General features: G+C 45.9%; 19 protein-coding genes and 1 CRISPR repeat array (1 of these 20 cut by a window edge). Of the genes, 15 read left to right on the forward strand and 4 right to left on the reverse strand.

What is annotated here, in order from left to right; translation table 11 throughout:
* Nucleotide 1: 1 nt before the first annotated feature.
* The 3 genes from pseC to J8N69_RS11845 form a co-directional block, all read right to left on the reverse strand.
* Nucleotides 2-1,189: a UDP-4-amino-4,6-dideoxy-N-acetyl-beta-L-altrosamine transaminase gene (gene pseC, locus J8N69_RS11835; protein ID WP_168826885.1), complete on the reverse strand. Its 1,188-nt coding sequence runs from the start codon at nt 1,187-1,189 to the stop codon at nt 2-4.
* Nucleotides 1,176-2,171, reverse strand: coding sequence for a UDP-N-acetylglucosamine 4,6-dehydratase (inverting) (gene pseB, locus J8N69_RS11840; protein WP_168826875.1), 996 nt, complete (start codon nt 2,169-2,171; stop codon nt 1,176-1,178). Before pseB ends, pseC begins: the two co-directional genes overlap by 14 nt.
* A 198-nt stretch (nt 2,172-2,369) precedes the next feature.
* Nucleotides 2,370-2,942 carry a DNA-3-methyladenine glycosylase I gene (locus J8N69_RS11845; RefSeq protein ID WP_168826867.1) on the reverse strand — a complete coding sequence of 191 codons (573 nt, stop codon included), beginning with the start codon at nt 2,940-2,942 and terminating at the stop codon, nt 2,370-2,372.
* Between the two features lie 96 nt (nt 2,943-3,038).
* Between J8N69_RS11845 and J8N69_RS11850 the strand changes: the two genes are divergently transcribed.
* The 5 genes from J8N69_RS11850 to J8N69_RS11870 all read left to right on the forward strand — a co-directional run bounded on the left by J8N69_RS11850 (nt 3,039) and on the right by J8N69_RS11870 (nt 7,518).
* Nucleotides 3,039-3,659, forward strand: a complete 621-nt coding sequence (locus tag J8N69_RS11850) for an NUDIX domain-containing protein (RefSeq protein WP_168826865.1) — start codon at nt 3,039-3,041, stop codon at nt 3,657-3,659.
* Nucleotides 3,660-4,151 (forward strand): DUF1249 domain-containing protein, encoded by a 492-nt coding sequence (locus tag J8N69_RS11855; RefSeq protein WP_227803880.1) that lies wholly within the window; start codon nt 3,660-3,662, stop codon nt 4,149-4,151.
* Nucleotides 4,152-4,220: 69 nt separating this feature from the next.
* Nucleotides 4,221-4,802 (forward strand): YqiA/YcfP family alpha/beta fold hydrolase, encoded by a 582-nt coding sequence (locus J8N69_RS11860; RefSeq protein WP_168826863.1) that lies wholly within the window; start codon nt 4,221-4,223, stop codon nt 4,800-4,802.
* Nucleotides 4,803-4,934: 132 nt separating this feature from the next.
* Nucleotides 4,935-6,833 (forward strand): DNA topoisomerase IV subunit B, encoded by a 1,899-nt coding sequence (gene parE / locus J8N69_RS11865; protein WP_168826861.1) that lies wholly within the window; start codon nt 4,935-4,937, stop codon nt 6,831-6,833.
* A gap of 70 nt (nt 6,834-6,903) precedes the next feature.
* Entirely contained in the window at nt 6,904-7,518 is a 615-nt protein-coding gene (locus J8N69_RS11870; protein WP_168826859.1) for a UPF0149 family protein, read from the forward strand.
* A gap of 114 nt (nt 7,519-7,632) precedes the next feature.
* Here the strand turns inward: J8N69_RS11870 and J8N69_RS11875 are convergent, their stop codons facing one another.
* The gene (locus tag J8N69_RS11875) at nt 7,633-8,829 is read right to left on the reverse strand and encodes an amino acid aminotransferase (RefSeq protein ID WP_168826857.1); all 1,197 of its coding nucleotides are present in this window, start codon (nt 8,827-8,829) and stop codon (nt 7,633-7,635) included.
* A gap of 179 nt (nt 8,830-9,008) precedes the next feature.
* Here J8N69_RS11875 and J8N69_RS11880 point away from each other — a divergent pair, with 179 nt between their 5' ends.
* The 10 genes from J8N69_RS11880 (at nt 9,009) to cas6f (ending at nt 21,286) form a co-directional block, all read left to right on the forward strand.
* Nucleotides 9,009-10,193 (forward strand): methyltransferase, encoded by a 1,185-nt coding sequence (locus tag J8N69_RS11880; protein WP_227803881.1) that lies wholly within the window; start codon nt 9,009-9,011, stop codon nt 10,191-10,193.
* A 442-nt stretch (nt 10,194-10,635) separates the two neighbouring features.
* Nucleotides 10,636-11,463, forward strand: a complete 828-nt coding sequence (locus J8N69_RS11885) for a WYL domain-containing protein (protein ID WP_168826853.1) — start codon at nt 10,636-10,638, stop codon at nt 11,461-11,463.
* Nucleotides 11,464-11,582: 119 nt separating this feature from the next.
* Nucleotides 11,583-12,440: a BRO family protein gene (locus tag J8N69_RS11890; protein WP_211085159.1), complete on the forward strand. Its 858-nt coding sequence runs from the start codon at nt 11,583-11,585 to the stop codon at nt 12,438-12,440.
* A gap of 222 nt (nt 12,441-12,662) precedes the next feature.
* Entirely contained in the window at nt 12,663-13,637 is a 975-nt protein-coding gene (gene cas1f, locus J8N69_RS11895; RefSeq protein WP_168826851.1) for a type I-F CRISPR-associated endonuclease Cas1f, read from the forward strand.
* Entirely contained in the window at nt 13,634-16,981 is a 3,348-nt protein-coding gene (gene cas3f, locus J8N69_RS11900; protein ID WP_168826849.1) for a type I-F CRISPR-associated helicase Cas3f, read from the forward strand. Before cas1f ends, cas3f begins: the two co-directional genes overlap by 4 nt.
* A 211-nt stretch (nt 16,982-17,192) precedes the next feature.
* Nucleotides 17,193-17,396, forward strand: coding sequence for a hypothetical protein (locus tag J8N69_RS11905; RefSeq protein ID WP_168826847.1), 204 nt, complete (start codon nt 17,193-17,195; stop codon nt 17,394-17,396).
* A gap of 32 nt (nt 17,397-17,428) precedes the next feature.
* On the forward strand, nt 17,429-18,754 hold the full coding sequence (gene csy1 / locus J8N69_RS11910; RefSeq protein ID WP_168826846.1) for a type I-F CRISPR-associated protein Csy1: 1,326 nt from the start codon (nt 17,429-17,431) through the stop codon (nt 18,752-18,754).
* The gene (gene csy2, locus J8N69_RS11915) at nt 18,754-19,707 is read left to right on the forward strand and encodes a type I-F CRISPR-associated protein Csy2 (protein ID WP_168826844.1); all 954 of its coding nucleotides are present in this window, start codon (nt 18,754-18,756) and stop codon (nt 19,705-19,707) included. The genes csy1 and csy2 overlap by 1 nt, the downstream gene beginning before the upstream one ends.
* Nucleotide 19,708: 1 nt before the next feature.
* Entirely contained in the window at nt 19,709-20,713 is a 1,005-nt protein-coding gene (gene csy3, locus J8N69_RS11920; RefSeq protein WP_168826842.1) for a type I-F CRISPR-associated protein Csy3, read from the forward strand.
* Between the two features lie 12 nt (nt 20,714-20,725).
* Nucleotides 20,726-21,286 carry a type I-F CRISPR-associated endoribonuclease Cas6/Csy4 gene (gene cas6f / locus J8N69_RS11925; protein WP_168826840.1) on the forward strand — a complete coding sequence of 187 codons (561 nt, stop codon included), beginning with the start codon at nt 20,726-20,728 and terminating at the stop codon, nt 21,284-21,286.
* Between the two features lie 129 nt (nt 21,287-21,415).
* Nucleotides 21,416-22,466: a CRISPR direct-repeat array (repeat unit 28 nt; unit sequence CTTCACCGCCGAATAGGCGGCTTAGAAA) (it continues 11,279 nt past the right edge of the window).

A 22,466-nucleotide genomic window follows, 5' to 3' on the forward strand; every position in this document is an offset into this window, starting at 1 on the left:
GTTAGGCGCTCATGACACGGTTGGCGATCAAGGCGTGCTTTAAAATCAGCGCGACTCGCTCTTGTTGAGCCAAGGTTAGATCGGCAAAAAGCGGCAAACTGAGCGTGCGAGCGTAGTAATCTTCTGCCATTGGAAAATCGCCTTGCTTGAACCCCAACGCCTGATAATAAGGCTGTAAATGCACAGGAATATAATGCACCTGAGTGCCGACGCCAGCTTGACGCAAACTATCAAACACGCCTTTTCTGGCTGCTCTATTGTGTTCTGGTAATAAAATCGGATACAAATGCAGTGCTGAGTCGCTATCGTCCGCTTGATAAGGCAAGGTGATAGAGAAACCTTTTAATAGTGCCTCGTAATGAGCGAACTGTTGATGACGACCCTCGATGAAATCATCCAAACGCGATAATTGCGACAAACCTAGTGCCGCTTGCAATTCCGTCATGCGGTAGTTAAAGCCCAATGTGTGCTGTTCATAATACCAATCGCCCGGCATCTGAGTGAGTTCATCGGGGGATTTGGTCGTGCCTTGCGAAGCATGAGTGCGCATGTGTTCGGCCAAGTGTTCGTCATTGGTCACCGCCATGCCACCTTCCGCCGAGGTAATGATTTTCACTGGATGAAAGCTAAAAACGCAAATGTCGCTACATTGGCCATTGCCAACGTATTCGCCTTGGTATTTTGCACCAATCGCATGGGAAGCGTCTTCGATGATGCGAAAGCCGTATGCCTTGGATAAGGTGTGAATCGCTGCCATATCGCAAGATTGACCGGCGAAATGTACTGGTATGACGACTTTAGGTAGCGTGCCTGTTAGCTTAGCGGCCTGTAGCTTTTCTGCCAATTTGTCCGCGCACATATTATACGTGCGCGGGTCAATATCGACAAAATCCACCTCAGCACCGCAATAACGTGCGCAATTGGCCGACGCAATAAAGGTATTGGGGGACGTCCACACCCTGTCGCCAGCGCCAACCCCTAATGCTAAGCAAGCGAGATGCAGGGCAGACGTCGCACTGTTCGCTGCCACGCCATAGCGAGCGCCTACTTTTGTGCAAAGGGCGTGCTCAAATTCGCTGACACAAGGGCCTTGGGTTAAAAAGTCAGAGCGCAGCGACTTTACTACCGCCGCGATGTCCTCTTCGCTAATGGATTGACGACCGTAAGGGATAAAATCAGTGTGCATCATCGAAGGTTAGAATCTCTTCAATACTCAAAAAGTGTGGGTTACTGCCAGATTGATATTCGTAACCTGGTTCAACCAATGTACCGATCTCGTCTAAACGGCTGTGCGCAAAATCCATATCGTCCTGATAAAACTTGATGCTGGGTGAAATCACATAGTGATTGTCGAATTCATAGGTGTGGTACGAATCATCGCTCGGACACATGACTTCGTGAAGTTTTTCGCCCGGACGAATACCGACGTCTCTGGTGGAAATATTAGGCGCGTAAGCAGCGGCTAAATCCATGATGCGCACAGACGGGATTTTAGGGATGAAGATTTCACCGCCGTGCATGCGTTGGAAATTTTTTAATACAAAATCCACGCCCATCGGTAAGGTGATCCAAAAGCGTGTCATCTCAGGGTGGGTGATGGGGATAGATTCTGCGCCTTCGGCTACCAGCTTTTGGAAAAAAGGCACCACCGAACCACGAGAGCCAACCACGTTGCCATAACGAACCACAGAAAATCGTGTGCGGCCTTGGCCGACCATGTTGTTTGCGGCGACAAATAGCTTATCCGAAGCGAGCTTGGTGGCGCCATACAGGTTGATCGGCGCGGCGGCTTTGTCGGTGGATAGCGCGATGACTTTTTCCACGTTATTGGCTATCGCTGCGGCAATCACATTCTCGGCGCCGTGAATATTGGTTTTGATGCATTCCATCGGATTGTATTCCGCGGCGGGAACTTGCTTGAGCGCCGCCGCATGAATCACATAATCCACATCGCGCATGGCTTGGGTTAAACGATCTTTGTCGCGCACATCGCCGATGAAATAACGCATGCAAGCGGCGTCAAAATCCTGCTGCATTTCGTATTGCTTTAACTCATCACGGGAATAAATAATCAGTCGTTTCGGTTGGTAATTGGCCAACAGTGTTTTGACATACTGACGGCCAAAAGAACCGGTCCCGCCTGTAATAAGAATGCTTTTGTTGTTAAACATGTATTAGTACCAAACCAAAATGAAAATTATATCAGCCTAGAGAGGGTGGAGATTGAACAAGGCTCATAGACAAAGAATCTTTTTACTGTATCGACCACTTTAAGCGAAACATTAATGAAATCAAGTGACCCCCTCCCAGTTAGCAAGGGGGAAGAGTCTGGCCTTTATTCCCTTCCCTTGTGTCTTTTAAGGGGAGGGCTAGGGTGGGGATGTTGTTTTACGAGCCATACAGTTGGCAATGTGATCATTCACCATGCCGGTGGCTTGCATAAAGGCATAACAGGTCGTGGGGCCAAGAAATTTAAAGCCTCTTTTTTTCAAATCTTTGGCAAAGCGAGTCGACAACTCGGTCACTGCGGGTGCTTCGGTGTGACGGCGAAGCGGGTTGTCTATGACCTTATTGTCGCTAAATGCCCAGTAGTATTGGCTAAATGAGCCAAATTCGTGAGCAATTTTCAGAAAAGCTTTCGCGTTATTAATGGTGGCTTCTATTTTGGCACGGTGACGTACAATGCGTTCATCCAGCAGCAACCTTTCTACATCAAGGTCTGTCATGTTAGCGACTTTAATCGGGTCAAAACCATGAAAAAGTGCGCGATAGCCTTCACGTTTGCGTAAAATAGTAATCCAACTTAGACCTGCTTGCGCGCTTTCGAGTACAATGCATTCAAATAACGCTTGGTCGTCATAAATAGGGGTTCCCCATTCTGTATCGTGATAATGAATGTATTCGGGAGAGCCTAAACACCAAGCACAACGTATGTTTTCCATTTACGACACTCCAAATTGGTAATCATTGCTGACTTAACGACGAATCAATCATAGCAGACCTTATTTGAAAAAGCGGTCTGCTTAGGGCCAGATTATATGAAGTTTCAACCGACCTATAGTAAAAAAGACGTGGACGTTTTAAAAGACGAATGCCTGTACAAAGGCTTTTTCGAAATGCGTAAACTAACCTTAAGGCATAAAAAATTTAACGGTGAATGGAGTCAACCCATGGCCCGTGAAATGATGGTACGCAATGACGCGGTGTGCGTCTTGTTGTTTGACCCTGTGGCCGATAAAGTGTTGTTAATTGAGCAATTTCGTCCCACCGTATTACGCAGCGAATCGCCTTGGTTGCTAGAACTGGTGGCTGGCATGGTCGAAGCAGGCGAAAGTGACGAAGACGTGGCGCGCCGTGAATCCTTAGAAGAGGCCGGAGTGACCGTAAAGCGTCTTGAGTACCTGTTTAAATTTGTACCTTCACCAGGTGGACTAGTGGAATACTTGCGGATGTACGCGGGGGAGTTCGATTCTAGCCTGGTTGATACCAGTCAAGTTCACGGTTTGGATGAAGAAAACGAAGACATTAAATTGCATTTGGTGTCTGCTGATGACGCCATAGCCTTGCTTAAACACGAGGTGGAAAACGCCAGTACGATTATGGGGCTGCAATGGTTTGCCTTAAACAAAAGCGAGCTTGTTTTGCGTTGGAGTGCTTAAATGAGTCATGTCACTAAGATAGGCACAATGAAGAAAATGTCGAAGCAATACGTACCCGATTTGGTCAGTTTGCAGATGCTTGGCGAGTTAAATTACCGTCGCTTAGGTAAGCTTATGCGTGGCCACGAGGAAACGGACGCTTGGCATTTTGCGATTCACAGTGTTGGCGACCAAGAAAGTCGTCTGCGTCTAACGCTTGGCAAAGAAAGCCGCTTCACCTCTGAAATGACGTTAGAGTTTGGCCCAGAAATAGAAAGAAAACTGTTATTCGAAGCGAAACTATCCATGACCGTGCGCTTGTATCATGACGTGGGCATTGCGGAAATCACCGACGGGCACCGCCACTACCAAGGGGCTTACCCTTACCCTAACGACGCCATGTTGCACCGAGACGAAAAGTTTCGTTTAAACCAGCAACTGGCCGACTTATTAGAACTATGTTTGAAGCACGGACATCGACTTAACAACGCCTTGTCTTTTCAATTCGCCTAGTTTTCATTTAATTCGTTTTTATTGTATTAGCGTTTATTTTATTAGCGTTTATTTTATTAGAGAGTCTCTTTGGCCATTTTATTGTATATCCACGGTTTTAATAGCTCAGAGCGTTCTCATAAAGCCACTGTGCTAGGGGATGCCGCTCAAAAAGTAGGCTTGCCTGACGCGGTGATCTCACCACGCTTATCTTGGCAACCAGCACAAGCGATTAAACAGCTAGACGCCATTATCCAAGCCAATCAACAACAAGGCGTTACCTTAATTGGTAGTTCCCTTGGCGGTTTTTACGCGGCCTATCTGGCGGAAAAGTATCGCCTAAAAACCATTTTGGTCAATCCGGCGGTACAGGCGCCGACCTTGTTACAAGACTATCTTGGCCCGCAACACAACCCTTACACGGGCGAAGAGTATGAGCTGACTTCTGCGCACATGGCTGAGCTTGAGCAATTAGTCGTGACTGAGCCAACCGCTGCGTTATATTGGCTGATGATTCAAGAAGGTGATGACGTGTTGGACTATAAAGAAGCGCTGAAGGCTTTTCCCAACCCAGCTCGATTGACGCATGAAGCCAAGGGCGACCACAGCTTTACCGAATTTGAACGGTTTTGCGCAGAAATTCTGCGTTTTGCACAAATTATAACCGAGTAAATCACGGCTTTTGTTGGACTATTTCACACTGCGCAAAACCAGTGATAGACTCTAGCCAATCTAATTTACACTCGCACGCGCTTTAGTATTTTGACACTATGACGCACGATCAACTTGGAAGTAAAAACACGCATGTCTGCAAAAGAATATAACGCCGGATCGATAGAAGTTCTTAGTGGCTTAGAACCTGTACAAAAACGCCCAGGAATGTATACGGACACCTCACGGCCAAACCACCTAGGGCAAGAAGTCATTGATAACTCAGTCGACGAAGCCTTGGCTGGTCATGCAGATCGTATCGAAGTCATTCTCTACAAAGACGGCTCCTTGAGCGTCGAAGACAACGGCCGCGGCATGCCCGTCGATATACACCCAGAAGAGGGCATATCCGGTGTCGAATTGATCCTTACTAAACTTCACGCGGGTGGCAAATTTTCGGGTGACAACTACCAGTTTTCGGGCGGTTTACATGGTGTTGGGGTTTCCGTGGTGAACGCCTTGTCGACGTCGTTGGAAGTTTGGGTAAGACGTAACGGCATTCAGTATCACATCGGTTTTGAAAACGGTTTTAAAACCTCAGAACTGAAAGAAATCGGTACCGTCGGCAAGAAAAACACCGGCACCAAAGTTAAATTTACCGCCGATACTAAATACTTCGACAGCCCTAAAGTTTCTCTATCACGCCTAAAACACTTGCTGAAAGCCAAAGCGGTGCTTTGTTCAGGTCTTCATGTTGTCTTTATTGACCAAAGTGGCAGTGAAGAAGTTCGTGAAGAATGGTTTTATCAGGACGGTTTAAAAGATTACCTAGCGCAGGCCAACGAAGGCTTTACCTTGTTACCGGACGAGCCTTTTATTGGCGGTTTGACAGAAAAAACGCAAGGTGTCGACTGGGCGGTGCAATGGTTGCCAGAAGGCGGCGAATTAGTGACAGAAAGCTATGTCAACTTGATTCCCACCGCACAGGGCGGTACGCACGTTAACGGTCTGAGAACCGGCTTATTAGAAGCCATTCGTGAGTTTTGTGACTTCCATAACCTTTTGCCTCGTGGCGTTAAGCTCACCGCAGAAGACGTATGGGATCGTTGTAGCTACGTCTTGTCCGCAAAAATTCAAGAGCCACAATTCTCCGGCCAAACCAAAGAGCGTTTATCGTCTCGTCAAATCGTGGCCTTTATTTCCGCCACGGTAAAAGACGCCTTTAGTCTATGGCTGAACAAGCATGTAGAAGATGGCAAAAAAATCGCCGACATTGTCATTAACAGCGCACAAAAACGCCTAAAAGACAGTAAAAAAGTGGTGCGTAAACGCATTACCCAAGGTCCAGCCTTACCGGGTAAATTGGCCGACTGTTCTGGACAAGACACGTCACGAAGCGAGCTTTTCTTAGTGGAAGGGGACTCTGCTGGTGGTTCTGCCAAGCAAGCCCGCGAGAAAGACTTCCAAGCTATTTTGCCGCTACGAGGCAAAATATTAAACACTTGGGAAGTGGACTCCAATCAAGTTCTTGCCTCTCAAGAAATTCATGACATGTCGGTAGCGATTGGTGTCGATCCCGGCGACGACGATTTAAGTGGCTTACGTTACGGGAAAATCTGTATTCTGGCCGATGCCGATTCGGATGGTTTGCACATAGCGACACTGATTTGCGCCTTGTTTGTGCGCCATTTCCCTGCCTTAGTTAACGGCGGTCATGTGTTTGTTGCTATGCCGCCCTTGTATCGAATCGACCTTGGCAAAGAAGTCTATTACGCCCTTGATGACGAAGAAAAAGACATCACCTTGCACAAAATCGCCGCCGAAAACAAACGCGGCACGCCAAACGTACAACGCTTCAAAGGCTTGGGTGAAATGAACCCATCGCAACTGCGTGAAACCACCATGGCACCAGATACCCGCCGCTTAATCCAACTCACTATGGAAGACAAACCAGACACCGACGAGCTACTAGACAAACTGCTGTCGAAAAAGCGCGCAGGGGATCGGAAAAGCTGGCTAGAAACCTACGGCAACTTGGCGATAGTGGATTGATCAAGAGCTTATCGCTTTTGCCAAGACAAGCTAAAATATATGTATAGCTCAACTAAATGGAAACGAATAAATGTCTGAAGAAAAAGACGATGATATTATCAGCGAAGAAGTCCTTTACGAAAAAATAGATCACTATTTATTAACGTTTGGGACCGATCGCTCCTTGATGTGCGTGTCAGAGTTAGATGGCTTTTTAACCGCACTGGGTTGTTCTGTGCAAGAGTTAGAGCCAGATGTTTGGTTGAACGCCATTTGGGGCGCAGATGAAGATCAACCCGTGTGGGAATCCACCGAGCAAGAAGATGAGTTTCTGAGTCTGGTGTTGATCATGTACATGGAAACCATGAACAGCTTGTTGTTTGGGGATTTTTATCCGGTGTATTTAGAACAAGAAGTGGATGGCGAATACAGCATATTAGTGGAAGAATGGTGTGTCGGATTTATTCGCGGCGCCAAACTGATTGGCATGGGAATCGGCGGCGATAGAGAATTCTTCGATGAAGCGCTGGCGCCAGTGCGTCTATTTGGCACTGAAGCGGGTTGGGATAAGCTGGAAGTCATGGTGGAAGAAGAAGTGAATTTTTGGCGCGAAATGTTAGAGCCCTCTATTTTACGCTTGGTGCAGCATTACCACCCAGAAATGCAAGCAGGTAAAAAGAACTCCGAGACGCGCGTGCTTCATTAAGTTTTTTTATTTTTAGGCTTTATTGATAGAAAACTCAGGCATAAAAAAACCGTGAATCTAATGCAGATTCACGGTTTTTTGTTTGTTTTTCACCAAGTAACGTAACTAAGTGGATTAACCAACGACCTTAGCAATGCTTTCGCACAGATAATCGATGTTAGTGTCACTCACCCCTGCAATACTCATACGGCCTGTGTCAGCGATGTAAATCGCGTATTCGCTGCGCAATGTGCGTACTTGCTCTAGGGTCAAACCAGAATAAGAGAACATACCGCGCTGATCTTTGATAAAGCTAAAATCTTTGCTCACGCCAGAAGCGGCCAACTTCGCCACCAATTTTTCACGCAAACCGTTAATACGATCACGCATAGCGGTCACTTCTAATTCCCATTCTGCTTTTAGCGCTGGGTCGCTCATAATGGTGTAAACCACCGCAGCGCCATGGGCTGGCGGCATAGAGTAGTTTGCACGAATGGCTTGACCGATAATAGAAAACGCCGCATTGGCTTCGTCGGCAGACGCGGCAATCACACTTAAACCACCACAGCGTTCACGGTAAATGCCAAAATTTTTCGAGAAAGAGTTGGCGATCAACATGTCTTGAACATTGGCTGCCATGTAACGCAAGCCCGCCAAGTCTTCATCCAAACCGTCACCAAAACCTTGGTAAGCCGCATCAACCAAGGCCAACAGACCGCGCTTGTTAACGAAGTCGGTTAATACTTTCCAGTGGTCAAACTGCAAATCGATGCCCGTTGGGTTATGGCAGCAAGCATGAAGCAACAACACATCGCCTTCTTTTACTTCGGCTTCTAACGTCGCCATCATATCGTCAAAGCGTAAGCCATTAGTGGCTGGATCGTAGTAAGGGTAGTTTTTTACTTCCACACCGGCTGAGTCAAAAATAGACTTATGGTTACCCCAAGTTGGATCACTTACCCAAAGGCGCGCGCCTTTTAGATTCGCACTGATAAAGTCCGCCGCTACTTTTAATGCGCCAGTGCCGCCAGGCGTTTGGGTTGAGCGAACACGACCCGAGATAATAAGTGGATTGCCTTCGCCTAAAATCAAATCCTTGATAATGGCTTCAAATTCGGTGGCACCGTAAATGCCTAAATAACTTTTAGAATCTTCTTGTTCAAGCAGAATCGCCTCGGCTTTTTTCACCGTATTTAAAATCGGCGTATGGCCATTGTCGTCTTTATAAACACCCACACCCAAATCAATTTTCTTTGGGTTGGTATCTTGTTTATGGGCCATGATAAGGGCTAAAAGAGGGTCGCCAGAAACAGCTTTAAGATGCTTGAACATAATAATTACGGGGTCCTTATATAGGTCACAGGGAAATCACTGTGGCTAGAATCGTTGCTTAAAATAGCTTCTTCATTTTGCCGTTTTTATGACAAAATACAATGCAACTGCGAGGGAAATTTCCTCAATACTGTAAAGAAAAAAAGACACCGAGTTTTTCCTTCCCTACGAGCCGATTAATGACTACTTTCTCACCTCGTTTTCACGCCCTCGATGCTTGGCTAACAAGGCATACACAGCTTTGGCAATTTGACACCTTTGCGCGGCTTGATACGCCTTGGCGTGATCATTACCCTATGCTGGCGAGCTATCTCGAAAGCCATACAAAGCAGCCAATCGATGACCTGTTTTATGCAGAGGTATTTCGCCTCTGCCCAGAACTTCAGACATTATCTAGCGACCAAACATACGAAAAACTGACGTTAGCGACGAAGCGAATACTTACCAACGATTTACCACATTATGTATCAGCGGGCATAAAAGGCCGTAAATGGTCACAAATTCAAGCCTTTATTGCCCACACACCACACGCCAGCAACTATGTAGAATGGTGCGCAGGCAAAGGCCATTTAGGCAAACTCTTGGCCTTTGAAGACAATCGCTCGGTGCTCAGCCTAGAATGGCAAAAAACACTCTGCGAAGCGGGCGAGCAAGAAGCCAAACGACTAACGCTAGCGCAAACCTTCATCCATGCTGATGTGTTAAAAGGCGAAGGGCACTCAGCGTTAGCAAACGCTCACTGCGCTGTTGCACTCCATGCTTGCGGGGATTTGCACCGTGAACTGATCGAACAAGCTGTTGCCGCTCATACCGCTATCTTGTGTTTTTCCCCTTGCTGCTATCACCTCACCAAAGATAGCCGCTACCGGCCATTGTCACAGACCGCCCAGCAATCCGCACTGACACTGCGCCAAGCCGACCTCAAACTCGCCGTCAAAGAAGTCGCCACCGCAGGTGCGCGTGAACAAAGGCTTAAACAGCTCGAACTCACTTATCGGCTCGGCTTCGACGCATGGCAACGAACCGCCCGCCAGCAAGACGATTACCTGCCTGTTCCGTCCGTGCAAAAAGCCCTTTTAAACCAAGGCTTCGTCGCTTTTTGCCACTGGGCCGCTGAGCAAAAAAGCTTAACGGACTTGATCGCCAAAACCCCATTTGAAGACTTCGAACGCATTGGTCAAACCCGCTATCAACAGGTACAAAAACTCGAAGCCATCAGCCAGCTGTTTCGACCGGCCTTAGAACACTGGCTCGTCCTCGACCGCGCCATGTACCTAGAAGAACACGGCTACCAAGTTGAGATAGGCAAATTCTGCGACAAAAACCTCACCCCAAGGAACTGGATGATCAGGGCAGAACGCTAACATTATTTAGCCTGCAATTGATTGATTTATATTGGTTTTTTGTAGGTCGGCCTTTAGGCCGTCAAAAGCCTGATAACACCAAACCAAAACCCTTGACGCGCTAAAGCACGACCACAAAACCATGTAAGTCGCGCCTTCAGGTCGACAACTTAACTATTCCCTCCCCTTATGTCTTTCAAGGGGAGGGCTAGGGTGGGGTTATTGTTTTGTGACGTCGTGCCTTTAGGCCGTCAAAAGCCCGATAATACCAACCCAAAACCCTTGACGCGCTAAAGCACGACAAGATCGACGGAATTCGTTTAACGACAGCCTCGAAGGCGGGAATCCACGGTGTAAATGACAAACTGATTGATCTGAATACAAAAACACAACAATTGCCATTTGGCTATCATAGAAAACTGCGTTACATTGCTAAACCATTAAATGTAAAGGGATTGTCAGAATGGAAGTGGTGCAGCGTTATTGGATGATAGAGCTACTGGCTTTTTGGGAAGGGCAGATCAACACCAAGCCCTTGATGAAAAGCTTCGGATTAACACGTCAAAGTGTCAGCCCGTTATTTAAGCAATATCAAGAAGCGACGGGCAATGACTTTGTTTATGACAACAAACGCAAAGCCTATCAAATAACCGACCAATTCAAACCACATTACATAGACCAAACCGTCGATGAATATTTTGATTGGCTAAACTACGGCAAAATCCCCACCTTCCCCAATACCGCCATCGAATCCACCCAACATCGGATAGAAGCCTTAGCGCGCTTCGTTTCGCCGCAAGTCATGCGGCCATTATTAAAAGCTGTTAAAGACAAAACCGCCGTAGACTGCGAATACCTATCCGTGTCCAGTAGCGATCCGCAAGGCCGCTTGCTCTATCCCCATAGCTTTGTCAAAACCGCTGGACGCTGGCATGTACGCGCCTATTGTGACATGCGACAACACTATCTAGACTTCGTACTGAGCCGTTTTCAACAGGTTGACTACGACGGCAAAACCAGCGAACACACAGAGCAACAAGACACACTGTGGAGCACCCAAGTGATGTTAGTGCTTGCTCCAGATTCCCGCCTCACCGACAAACAAAAACAGGTATTAGAAAACGACTACGGCATGACCGACGGACAACTGAACATCATCACCCGCGCCGCCCTCGTCAAATACACCCTCGACGACTTACAGATAAAAACCAAAATGCTCGAAGCCAACCCACAAGCCCAACAACTCATCTGTGTTAACTATGCCGACATAAAACAATGGTTATACGACTGATAAGCACCGTTTAACATAGACATAGGGACAGGCAATGAAGCCGTTCTCAGCATCTAGCCAAAAAGATCACAATATGATTATGTTTAATTTTTATCAGATCAAACCAACATTAAGGAGCGATGTTAATGAAAAATGATATGACCCTATTTGAAGATTACCAAATTCGCCGCGTTTATGATGAAGAAGCCGAAATCTGGTGGTTTTCGGTGATTGATATTGTGCAAGTGTTGACACAACAAGTGGACTATAAGGCTGCCAGAAATTATTGGAAAGTGTTGAAAAATCGCTTAGCCAAAGAAGGCAGTCAGTTGGTTACAGATTGTAACCAACTGAAACTACCTGCGGCTGATGGCAAAAATTACCTGACCGATGTTGCCACCGCTGAAACCTTGCTACGCCTAGTGCAATCTGTTCCCAGTCCCAAAGCAGAACCTATCAAGCTTTGGCTGGCTAAGGTGGGCTATGAACGCATGCAGGAAATGGCTGACCCTTCCCGTTCACTTGACCGCGCTAGGGAAACTTGGCAAAAACATGGTCGCAGTGAAAAGTGGATCCAGCAACGTATGACAGGGCAGGAGACTCGTAATAAATTAACCGATTATTGGGCTGATCACGACATCAAACAAGGTGAAGAATTTGCCATTCTCACTAATATTATCCATCAAGAATGGGCAGACACCAGTGTTAAGGCGCATAAAAACCTCAAAGGTCTGAAAAGCCAGAATCTGCGTGATCACATGAGTGAGGCGGAGTTGATTTTTACCGCTCTTGCAGAATTATCCACTAGACATATTGCCGAAACCGAAGAGGCTACAGGGATGGATGAAAACAAAACTGCAGCCCTAGCGGGTGGCTCTATTGCCAAAAATGCCCGCAAGGATCTGGAAGCTAAAACAGGAAAAAAGGTGATTACCTCCGATAGCTACCTGCCTCCTGCAAAAAATAAACGCATTAAGAAAAATGACGGTGACACATAATAATGATCACCTTTGTCAGCCAACCCACAAGCCCAACAACTCATCTGTGTTAACTATGCCGACATAAAACAATGGCTTTATGACTGATAAGCACCGTCAAACACTGATATAGGGCAAAACCTGTCAAATCCCTTTACCTGTGTAAAACGACAGGGTTGTGGGGTGGGGGAAAGCAAGGCACAGTGTAAACAGCCAGATAATAAGAGCGAGAAGGGACAAACAATGGAACAGTTCTCACCATCGGACATGAAAACCATATTGCACTCCAAACGAGCCAATATGTACTACCTCGAATATTGTCGTGTCTTAGTGAAAGACGGACGAGTGGAATATGTGACGGATGAAGGGAAACAATCTCTTTATTGGAATATTCCTATTGCGAACACGACGTGTCTATTGCTAGGAAATGGTACATCCATAACTCAAGCCGCTGTTCGAGAGTTAGCAAAATCAGGGGTGTTGATCGGTTTTTGTGGCGGTGGTGGCGCGCCATTATTTTCGACCAATGAAGTCGATTTTGATGTGTCTTTTTTTAGCCCACAAAGTGAATATCGCCCCGTTGAGTATCTGCAATCTTGGGTGTCGTTTTGGTTTGATGAAGGCAAACGCTTAGAAGCAGCCAAGCAAATTCAAGCCCTACGGATTGAATACACGAGACAGCAATGGACTAATAATTCAGCACTAAAAGATGCCGGTATAGTCATCAGTGTGGCAGATCTAAATAAAGCCTTGGATAGCTTTGAGCAAGCGGTTGCTAAAGTTTCCCATACGCAAGAACTCATGCTAGCTGAAGCAAGACTAACCAAAACCCTTTATAAAATTATTTGTGCCGTCACTGGATATAACGATTTTAAACGCGTGAAACAGGGGGCAGGAGTCGATTTCGCCAATCGCTTTTTGGATCATGGTAATTATCTCGCTTATGGCTTAGGCGCTACGGCCACTTGGGTATTAGGTTTACCTCATGGCTTATCTGTTCTTCATGGGAAAACTCGTCGTGGAGGACTAGTGTTTGATGCGGCCGATTTAATAAAAGATGGCATCATTCTACCGCAGGCTTTTATTAGTGCGATGAATGGCGACAGTGAACAAGAATTCCGCCAAGCCTGTATTACCAATATTCGTCGATGCGAAGCCCTTGATTATATGATCGACAGTCTCAAGCAAATCAGTGAAACGCTTGGGGAAAAGAAATGAACATTCTTTTGGTTTCCCAATGTTCTAAAAAAGCCTTAAAAGAAACTCGCCGCGTGATCGACCAATTTGCAGAGCGAACCGGTGATCGAACTTGGCAAACCGCGATCACGGAACAAGGATTGGCAACGTTACGTAAACTACTCAAAAAAACCGCACGTCGAAATACTTCCGTGGCGTGTCATTGGATTCGGGGTCGTAACCGAACAGAGCTGAAATGGCTGGTGGGTAATCCACGCCGTTTTAACGAATGGGGTAGTGTGCCGACAAACGTAACAGGCCGAGATATCTTGCGTTCTGGCGATGAAAATACATGGCAAACCGCAGAAGACATCCGAGTGCTGGCTGGTATCGCTGCGCTGTTTCATGATTTTGGAAAAGCCAATAAAGCCTTTCAGGACAAACTAAATCCTAATAAGAAGACGCCAAGCTACGAACCGTATCGCCATGAATGGGTGTCGGTGCGACTATTTGAAGCCTTCGTGCTGCATGCGATTGAAGGTGTGGAAAAAAGTAAGCAAGACGCGGCATGGTTAACCTTGTTAAGTGACTTACCGGACGATATTGAAAGCAGCGTCATGACGCGTCTTAAAAAGGATGGGTTAGACGCCAAAGTTTCTTCACCATTTACTGCGCTGCCGCCTGTTGCTAAGGCTGTTGCATGGTTGATCTTGTCTCATCATAAATTGTTAGAACCTTTAGATGACAATACGGATTATGTGAAGTATCCAGAATTGTTGATGGATAGCTATATTAGAGCAGGATGGAATTCACCTCAATGCGACAATAAAGAGTGGCAATCAGCTGAGGTCGAAGCGGTTTGGACTTTCTCCAAAGGCTCGCCATTTTGCAGTAAAGTCTGGCGTGAGCGTATTAGCCGTATTGCTTCGCAAGGCGCTAAACGTACACAGTTACTTACTCAATACTGGCTGAATCAGCCATTTTCTTTGCATCTCGCTCGCCTCAGTTTAATGTTGGGCGATCATTATTATTCCTCACAAAAGTCCATCGGTCTTAAGCATCCGTGGCATGATGACAAAGGTTATAAAAAGGTCTATGCCAACACATGGCGCGAACGAGGTAGCCGAGATAATGGAAACTATAACCAAACCTTAGACGAGCATTTGATTGGTGTGTATCGTCATAGCCATCAAATCGTACGCTCTTTGTCGTCATTAAAAGAATCCTTGCCTGTCATTACCCGACACCCAGAATTGAAGAAGCGTACGTTAGACAGTCGTTTTGCTTGGCAAAATAAAGCCTACGAATTGGCTGTCAGTGTTCGAGATAAAGTAAAACAGCATGGTTTTTTTGGTGTGAATGTCGCGTCCACTGGCAAAGGCAAAACCTTTGCCAACGCGCGCATTATGTATGGTCTTGCCGATGACAGAAAAGGCTGTCGATTCAGTGTGGCACTTGGTTTGCGTACCTTAACCTTGCAAACAGGTGATGCTTTTAAAGAGTTATTACGACTCGACGATGAAGATCTAGCGGTTCTTATCGGTTCTAAAGCCGTGAAAGATTTACATGAGCAAGCGAAAACCAAACAAATTTTAGCCGAGGAAAGTCAGCAGGAAGCCTTGTTGGGGTCAGAATCTGCTAATGATTTCAGTGACCAAGATAGCTATGTTAGCTACGAAGGTATGTTAGGTGATGGGCCATTATCACGTTGGTTAGAAAACTCCCCTAAAAATAATAAGTTAGTTAATGCGCCTGTGTTGGTGAGCACCATCGATCATTTGATACCATCAACTGAAGGCAGTCGAGGCGGTAAACAAATCGCCCCCATGTTGCGTTTGCTCACCTCCGATCTAGTGCTCGATGAACCAGATGATTTTGGTTTAGAAGACTTACCGGCTTTGTGTCGATTAGTTAACTGGGCAGGCATGTTAGGGTCGAACGTATTGCTTTCATCAGCGACGTTACCACCTGATTTGATTAACGCATTATTTGATGCTTATCTTGCTGGTCGCAAGCAATATGAAGCCTCGGTAAAAATAAACCCCAGTCAAACGCCCAATATTGTGTGTGCTTGGTTTGATGAGTTTCGCAGCGATTCCATTCAAGCTAGTGAACGTTCCGCTTTTTCTGAACAGCATCAAAAATTGATGGCAATGCGCGCTGAAAAGCTCCTAGGGCAATCTATCAAGCGGCGTGTCGAGTTAGTTGAGTGTTGTAATAGCGAAGACGATGAGCCTAGTGTTATTCAAGCCGTCGTTCAGCGTGTTCATCAAAGTATCTTAGCACTTCATAATGCGCACCATCATAAACATCCAACCTTGTCGGCCAGAGCCAGTTTTGGCCTAGTGCGTATGGCCAATATTAATCCGTTGGTGGCAGTTGCAAAGGCCTTGATGAATACGCCAAGCCCAGCAGGTATGCAGATACACTATTGTGTGTATCACAGTCAGTTTCTTTTATTGCAGCGCTCATCTATTGAGCAAATGCTGGACACGGTATTGAACCGCAAAGACCCAAATGCCATTTGGCATCATCCAAGTGTACATGTCGCATTAAAGGCCCAGCCAAATGACCAACATATTTTTGTGGTGCTTGGAAGCCCTGTAACAGAGGTGGGCCGAGATCATTCCTATGACTGGGCGGTCGTGGAGCCGTCGTCGATTCGTTCCTTGATTCAACTAGCAGGGCGAGTGTTGCGTCATTCAAGCGCGACAGTGGAAACGGCGAACATTCATTTGCTCGATCAAAATGTGCGAGCCATGAAAAATGAAAAAGCCGCCTACACAAAACCAGGCTTTGAAGGTAATGCGTTTTTGTTAGACAGCCATAAGCTGCAAAACTTATTAGAGCCCAATGAATATCAAACGATTAATGCCTTACCGCGTATTCAAAAACGCGATTTATTGGCCCCCACTAAGCGATTTGTTGATTTGGAACACGCTGCTCTGCATTCTCAATTGTGGGGTAAAGACAAAGAGTTCGGTGAAGCGTTTGCTAGTTTGTGGTGGAACAAGCCCTGTCATTGGACGAATCATCTACAACGCAAATTGCCATTTCGACGTCATACGCCGGATGAATCTTATTGCTTTTATGTAGAGGAAGAATATGACGAACCGACTATGCATCGCTGGCATGATAACGGTGAATTAAAGTCTGATGACAAGCAAAGCTTTCAGCGTGACAAAACTTGCGTATTCGCCATGGGGGTTCATAACTGGATAAAAGATTTTGATTATCAAAGTGCGCTAGTCACCTTGGCGGACAAGCTTGACCTAGAGCTTAGCGATGCATCGATACAATTTGGCTCGATTCGATTGCGAAAGAGTGGCGAAAATGATGTATGGCAACAGAGTAGTGTATTGGGATTCTACAAACCCTCTAAGTAGAAGGTTTGTAGAGCCGCTTGTTCAGCGGTGAAGATATGCGGAGTTTTTTAAATATGCTCCATCATTTTCTGAGCCGTTTGATCAACGGTTTGTGGATTCTATGATAAAAAAGAAAAATAGTCTAACGGATATTATTTTTTAAATATGCTCTATCATGGTTTGATTTTTTTATTAACTATTATGCTCATGTGTTAATCATGAGGGTATGTGTATGTTTGATTTTGAGAGTGAAGATGTCAGTAAAGAAGAGAGTGATAGTAAAACGGGCAATAAGAAAATTGAACGGAAGAAGAGAAAGGTCTTTCGTTTTGGTTTCCAAGATGATTTAACTGGAATGGTTATTTACTCAGCGTTTTTTGTGTTTGGTGGATCTTCACTTGATTGGTTTGATCAGTTAAGAAATACGATTATCTAAATAATTTTCATTTTTTGAGAGCAGGAGGCGAAGTGGCAAATTTATCCGACAAGATCCGCGATTACATCGACAGTCGCAAGCAGGATCGGCTAGATAAGTTCGATAAAGACACGCAAAAAGGCGTGAAAGCGGCGTCGGCAGAAAATGTCGCAGCATATGAAATGGAGCGGGCCGCTTTACGAGTCAGTGAAGAAGACCGCTTTAAACCCGCGAATTGGCTGAGTGATGCGGCAAGTCGAGCTAAGCAGTTGCAGCTCGTTACGCATGCGCTTAAATTTACTCACTCCGATGCCAAAGGGACAAGTTTGTTCGCAAAGGCAAGTGTGTCATCCGCACTGCCGTTTGTGTCTACATCTATCTTAGAAACTCCAAAGATTGATGTGGTGGGCAATGCGGCGGCTTTAGATGTTGGTAAACTGCTTTTGCTTGAACAGGACGATGGCAAATTGCTGGTGAACTTTATTCAGCAAGACGATATGTCTCCTTTTGAGCCGTTGGCAGAATCCAAAGAGCAATTAGTTGACTGGTTAGCGGGATTTAAGTTGGCCGTTACCGCCAAAGATCCAAGTTCTCATAAATTGGCTAAGCAACTTTACTGGCCTATTGACGGTAACTACCATTTGCTTTTGCCTTTGTATGCCACATCGCTTTCTCAAGAAGTGTTTGAACGTGTGCAGCATGCTCGCTTTTCTGAAGAGCAAAAAGAGGCTCGTGCGGCTCGTCGAACTGAAAAAATGTCAGAGCTTGTTACCATCGAATTTCCTGATGTTGCCGTGCAAGCGTTTGGTGGAACTAAGCCACAAAACATTAGCCAATTGAACTCTGGTCGTGGAGGACGTTCTTTCTTACTAAGCAGCGCACCGCCAACCTGGCAAAGCCAAGAAAAACCACCGTTAAAAGTGAAATCCATTTTTCGTGGGCCTTTTTCTCGCAAGGTGTATGGTCACCTTATCGGTTTGAAAAAATTCTTAGTCGCTAATTTGAATAAGCGCAGTGTTTGGGAAATACGTGCCGAAAGAGCGCGTCGTATCGACGACATAGTTGATCAGCTGGTGGCTTATGGGGCGAGTGTTCGGTCTTTTCCGGCGGGTTGGTCTTCCCATCCAGATTGTCATCTGCCACTACATCAAAAGCTTTGGTTAGACCCAAATCGACGCGCCTTTGATAAAGAATTTGAAGACGAATTTGATAAAAAAGAGTGGCAAGGTTTAGTCGCAGCGGATTTTTCTCGTTTCTTAAATGCTGAGCTAGAAAAAAATTCTGACATTGCCACAGGCGATGTTGAATTTGTGCAGTGGAAAGTCCTTACCGCTCAAGAGCTCAGGCTAGTACAAGACGACGTAAAAGGAGCTTTTTAATGGATAAATTACTGGTCATTAGACATATTAAAGTCGAAGGAGCGAATGCCATTGCAGGTTTAACGTGGGGCTTTCCTTCTATGACGAGTTTTTTGGGTTTGACCCATGCTCTGCAAAGAAAGGTGCAAACGAAGGTGTCGGAAAGACTGGCCCTAAATGGTTGTGCGGTGATTTGCCATTCCAGCCAAGTGCAATCTCATAGCAATAACATGAGTCGTGAAAATTATTTCGCATTAACTCGTAACCCATTAACAAAAGACGGTAGCACCGCGCCCTTCAATGAAGAAGGCAAAATGCGTATGGATATATCGCTCTTGATTAAATTGTACGGCCCAACGCCTCCTGAGATAGAAGATACGCTTGTCGAGTTCATTGAAGAGGCTTTATTGGCTTCAAGAGTGGCAGGGGGCGCAGTGCTGAGCATCGATGAAATTGAACTCATAACGGATATCGGTGCCATTAATCGAGAGCGATCTACTCGAAAATCTTTCCTGCGCAAGCTGCTTCCTGGATTCGCTTTAATCAGTCGCGACGATGTGCTGCAAGACCATATTCAGAAAAGTCAAAAAGCGCCTTTGGATGCGTTTTTAGATTTTAGCATTCGTAAAATGTCATCCAAAGGAAAAGGTGACAAAGCGGAATGGACCACGAATCGTCTTGAATACACCGGATGGCTCAAGCCCATTATGGTGGGCTATCAAGGAATATCCGATGTGTACGAAGCAGGCCAAGTGGAACATGTGCGAGATCGTTCTTGCCCAGTGCAATTTGTGGAATCCATTTACTCACTAGGTCAATGGATCAGCCCACATAGAATAGACGATTTGAAACATCTTTTTTGGCATCAAGAATACCAAGCAAGCAACGCACTTTACCTTTGTAAAAACGACTACCAACCCGATACCCCGATTTTATTAAACGACGAAACAAATCAAACCATTGAGGAGAAATAGCATGGCAGCAGTAAAAACCGCATCAGTATTGGCATTCGAACGTAAACTGGCAAACTCAGATGGTTTGCTGTTCTCAGGGAACTGGGCTAAGCCTGATGGAGAATGGAAACCGATAGCTCTGCAAGAGAAATCGGTACGCGGTACGATTTCTAACCGGCAAAAAAATGCCGTTTTGAATGATCCTGCAAAGTTAGACCAAGAAGTAAACAAGGCTAACCTACAAACGGTCGATACCGCCGCTTTGCCGTTTGACTGTGACACATTGAAAGTTGTATACAGCTTGCGAGTATTGGGAGACCTTCCAACACCTTCTGCATGCAATAGTCCTGATTATCAAGAAGTGTTGAGCAGCACGATTCAGTCCTACATTGAAGAGCAATCTTTTGCCGTATTGGCGCATCGTTATGCTTCCAACATCGCCAATGGCCGCTTCTTGTGGCGTAACCGTGTCGGCGCAGAAGAGATCTCTATCCGTGTGACGCAAAAGAACAAAGCAGGCAACACCATCTGGGTTTTTAATGGGTACGATTTATCACTACGTGATTTTGATTACCAAAGCGATGATTTAAAAGCCTTTGCCAATGAAATTCAAACTGGTCTGACCAGCGATACCTTCACCTATTTTCAAATAGAAGCCTTTGTAAAATTGGGAGAAGGACAAGAAGTTTTCCCTTCACAAGAATTAGTATTAGATGGCAACTCTCGCAAGAGTAAGGTGTTGTACGATGTCGATGGAACGGCTGCTTTACACTCGCAAAAAATCGGCAATGCCATTCGCACAGTAGACACTTGGTATCAAGGCTCTGAAGAGATCGGCCCTATTTCTGCCGAACCATTTGGCTCCGTTACCAGCCGTGGTAAAGCTTATCGTAGCAATAAAGACGATTTTTATACCTTATTTGATAAATGGATGGAAAAAGGCCAAGCGCCAGAAACAGAGCAACAGCATTACGTGATCGCAAACTTGATTCGTGGTGGTGTATTTGGCGGAAAGTCTGAGGCTTAAAAAGGAGTGGTTATGGACTACTATCTGGACATTACCATTTTGGAAGACCCTGAATTCACAAAACCTATCTTGATGAATGCTTTATTCAGCAAGCTACATCGTGCGTTAGTGGAAGTGTCTCAAAACGACATCGGCGTGAGTTTTCCAAATGCCAGCAAAAAAAGCTTAGGAGACAAACTCCGCTTGCACAGCTCAAAAGAGCGGCTGGAGCAACTTGAAGCCTTACCATGGCGACGTGGCTTAGGGGATTTCACTGTAGTAACCAAGGTAACTCAAGTGCCAAGTATTAATAAGTTTTGCTTGGTTAAGCGAGTTCATGTGCAAAGCAATGTCGAGCGATTACGTCGTAGAGCAATGAAACGTCATAGCTTCTCTTACCAAGAAGCAGTGGAACGCATCCCCAAAGAAGTTGAAAAGCAATTGGAGCTGCCTTTTGTCAGAATCAAGAGCAAATCAACAGGGGATCAACAGTTTCCATTGTTTATCCAGCAAACCCTGAGTGAAGCCAAGGAAGACACGGTGAGCTTTTCGAAATACGGATTAAGTTCTACTAGCACCTTACCTTGGTTTTGACCCTTTTTTTAAACGTATCGCCAAGCTCTTATAAATAGGGGCTTGGCGTTTCTTGTTTAAAAAAGGGTATTTTTACTAAAAAGACATAAAGCTCTTTAACAATCAGATACTTAATGGTAATTTTCTCTACTTCACCGCCGAATAGGCGGCTTAGAAAGATTCCGAGATACCAAACTTTGACAGGCATTTCTTCACCGCCGAATAGGCGGCTTAGAAAACATAGGTCTTAGTGATCATTTGGTCTAGTGTCTTCACCGCCGAATAGGCGGCTTAGAAAGTGCCAGCCGCTTTCAATTCTTCTTCACTTTTCTTCACCGCCGAATAGGCGGCTTAGAAAAGCTACTAGAGAGGCAATATACTCTGCTTCTGCTTCACCGCCGAATAGGCGGCTTAGAAAAATACACACTAACGGGAAGCATATAGTGGTTCCTTCACCGCCGAATAGGCGGCTTAGAAATTCGCCTTTTACCGTCAGGTCTAGAGCGTTGACTTCACCGCCGAATAGGCGGCTTAGAAAAATCGAGTTGATGAAGCGGAAGTCGCCACGCGCTTCACCGCCGAATAGGCGGCTTAGAAAAGCGCCAATGTAGCAGAGCCGTTATTGTAGGACTTCACCGCCGAATAGGCGGCTTAGAAAATATACCTCGAGAACACCCCAGCATTCAGGATCTTCACCGCCGAATAGGCGGCTTAGAAAAAAGCGGGTAAGGGGGTTGAGAATCAAAACGACTTCACCGCCGAATAGGCGGCTTAGAAAGCAGTGGTTGCAAGAACTTGACCAGCATCATCCTTCACCGCCGAATAGGCGGCTTAGAAACACTTTCTCAGCCAGTACGCGAGCGTGGATGTCTTCACCGCCGAATAGGCGGCTTAGAAAAACTTGAATGTCTAGCGCGCCCACTTTCTCAGCTTCACCGCCGAATAGGCGGCTTAGAAAGCTTGAGCGTAATGTGTTTATTCCTTCGTGGCCTTCACCGCCGAATAGGCGGCTTAGAAATATCGTACCGCTAGTGTTACTTGCGGGCAGCTCTTCACCGCCGAATAGGCGGCTTAGAAACGCTGGCTATGTAGAGGCGCGTTTGATCGATACTTCACCGCCGAATAGGCGGCTTAGAAATAATACCTCCGCATGGGGGAACGCTTCTAAAACTTCACCGCCGAATAGGCGGCTTAGAAATAA

The sequence above is a fragment of the Marinomonas profundi genome (assembly GCF_020694005.1).
Lineage (GTDB): Bacteria > Pseudomonadota > Gammaproteobacteria > Pseudomonadales > Marinomonadaceae > Marinomonas > Marinomonas profundi.

Excerpts from the sequence above, each read along its gene's own strand:
- pseB (WP_168826875.1), bottom strand. The coding sequence starts at position 2,171 with ATGTTTAACAACAAAAGCATTCTTATTACAGGCGGGACCGGTTCTTTT.
- pseC (WP_168826885.1), bottom strand. The coding sequence starts at position 1,189 with ATGATGCACACTGATTTTATCCCTTACGGTCGTCAATCCATTAGCGAA.
- csy2 (WP_168826844.1), top strand. The coding sequence starts at position 18,754 with ATGGATAAATTACTGGTCATTAGACATATTAAAGTCGAAGGAGCGAAT.
- parE (WP_168826861.1), top strand. The coding sequence starts at position 4,935 with ATGTCTGCAAAAGAATATAACGCCGGATCGATAGAAGTTCTTAGTGGC.
- J8N69_RS11880 (WP_227803881.1), top strand. The coding sequence starts at position 9,009 with ATGACTACTTTCTCACCTCGTTTTCACGCCCTCGATGCTTGGCTAACA.
- cas3f (WP_168826849.1), top strand. The coding sequence starts at position 13,634 with ATGAACATTCTTTTGGTTTCCCAATGTTCTAAAAAAGCCTTAAAAGAA.
- J8N69_RS11890 (WP_211085159.1), top strand. The coding sequence starts at position 11,583 with ATGTTAATGAAAAATGATATGACCCTATTTGAAGATTACCAAATTCGC.
- csy3 (WP_168826842.1), top strand. The coding sequence starts at position 19,709 with ATGGCAGCAGTAAAAACCGCATCAGTATTGGCATTCGAACGTAAACTG.
- cas6f (WP_168826840.1), top strand. The coding sequence starts at position 20,726 with ATGGACTACTATCTGGACATTACCATTTTGGAAGACCCTGAATTCACA.
- J8N69_RS11885 (WP_168826853.1), top strand. The coding sequence starts at position 10,636 with ATGGAAGTGGTGCAGCGTTATTGGATGATAGAGCTACTGGCTTTTTGG.
- J8N69_RS11855 (WP_227803880.1), top strand. The coding sequence starts at position 3,660 with ATGAGTCATGTCACTAAGATAGGCACAATGAAGAAAATGTCGAAGCAA.
- J8N69_RS11850 (WP_168826865.1), top strand. The coding sequence starts at position 3,039 with ATGAAGTTTCAACCGACCTATAGTAAAAAAGACGTGGACGTTTTAAAA.
- J8N69_RS11875 (WP_168826857.1), bottom strand. The coding sequence starts at position 8,829 with ATGTTCAAGCATCTTAAAGCTGTTTCTGGCGACCCTCTTTTAGCCCTT.
- J8N69_RS11870 (WP_168826859.1), top strand. The coding sequence starts at position 6,904 with ATGTCTGAAGAAAAAGACGATGATATTATCAGCGAAGAAGTCCTTTAC.
- cas1f (WP_168826851.1), top strand. The coding sequence starts at position 12,663 with ATGGAACAGTTCTCACCATCGGACATGAAAACCATATTGCACTCCAAA.
- J8N69_RS11905 (WP_168826847.1), top strand. The coding sequence starts at position 17,193 with ATGTTTGATTTTGAGAGTGAAGATGTCAGTAAAGAAGAGAGTGATAGT.
- J8N69_RS11845 (WP_168826867.1), bottom strand. The coding sequence starts at position 2,942 with ATGGAAAACATACGTTGTGCTTGGTGTTTAGGCTCTCCCGAATACATT.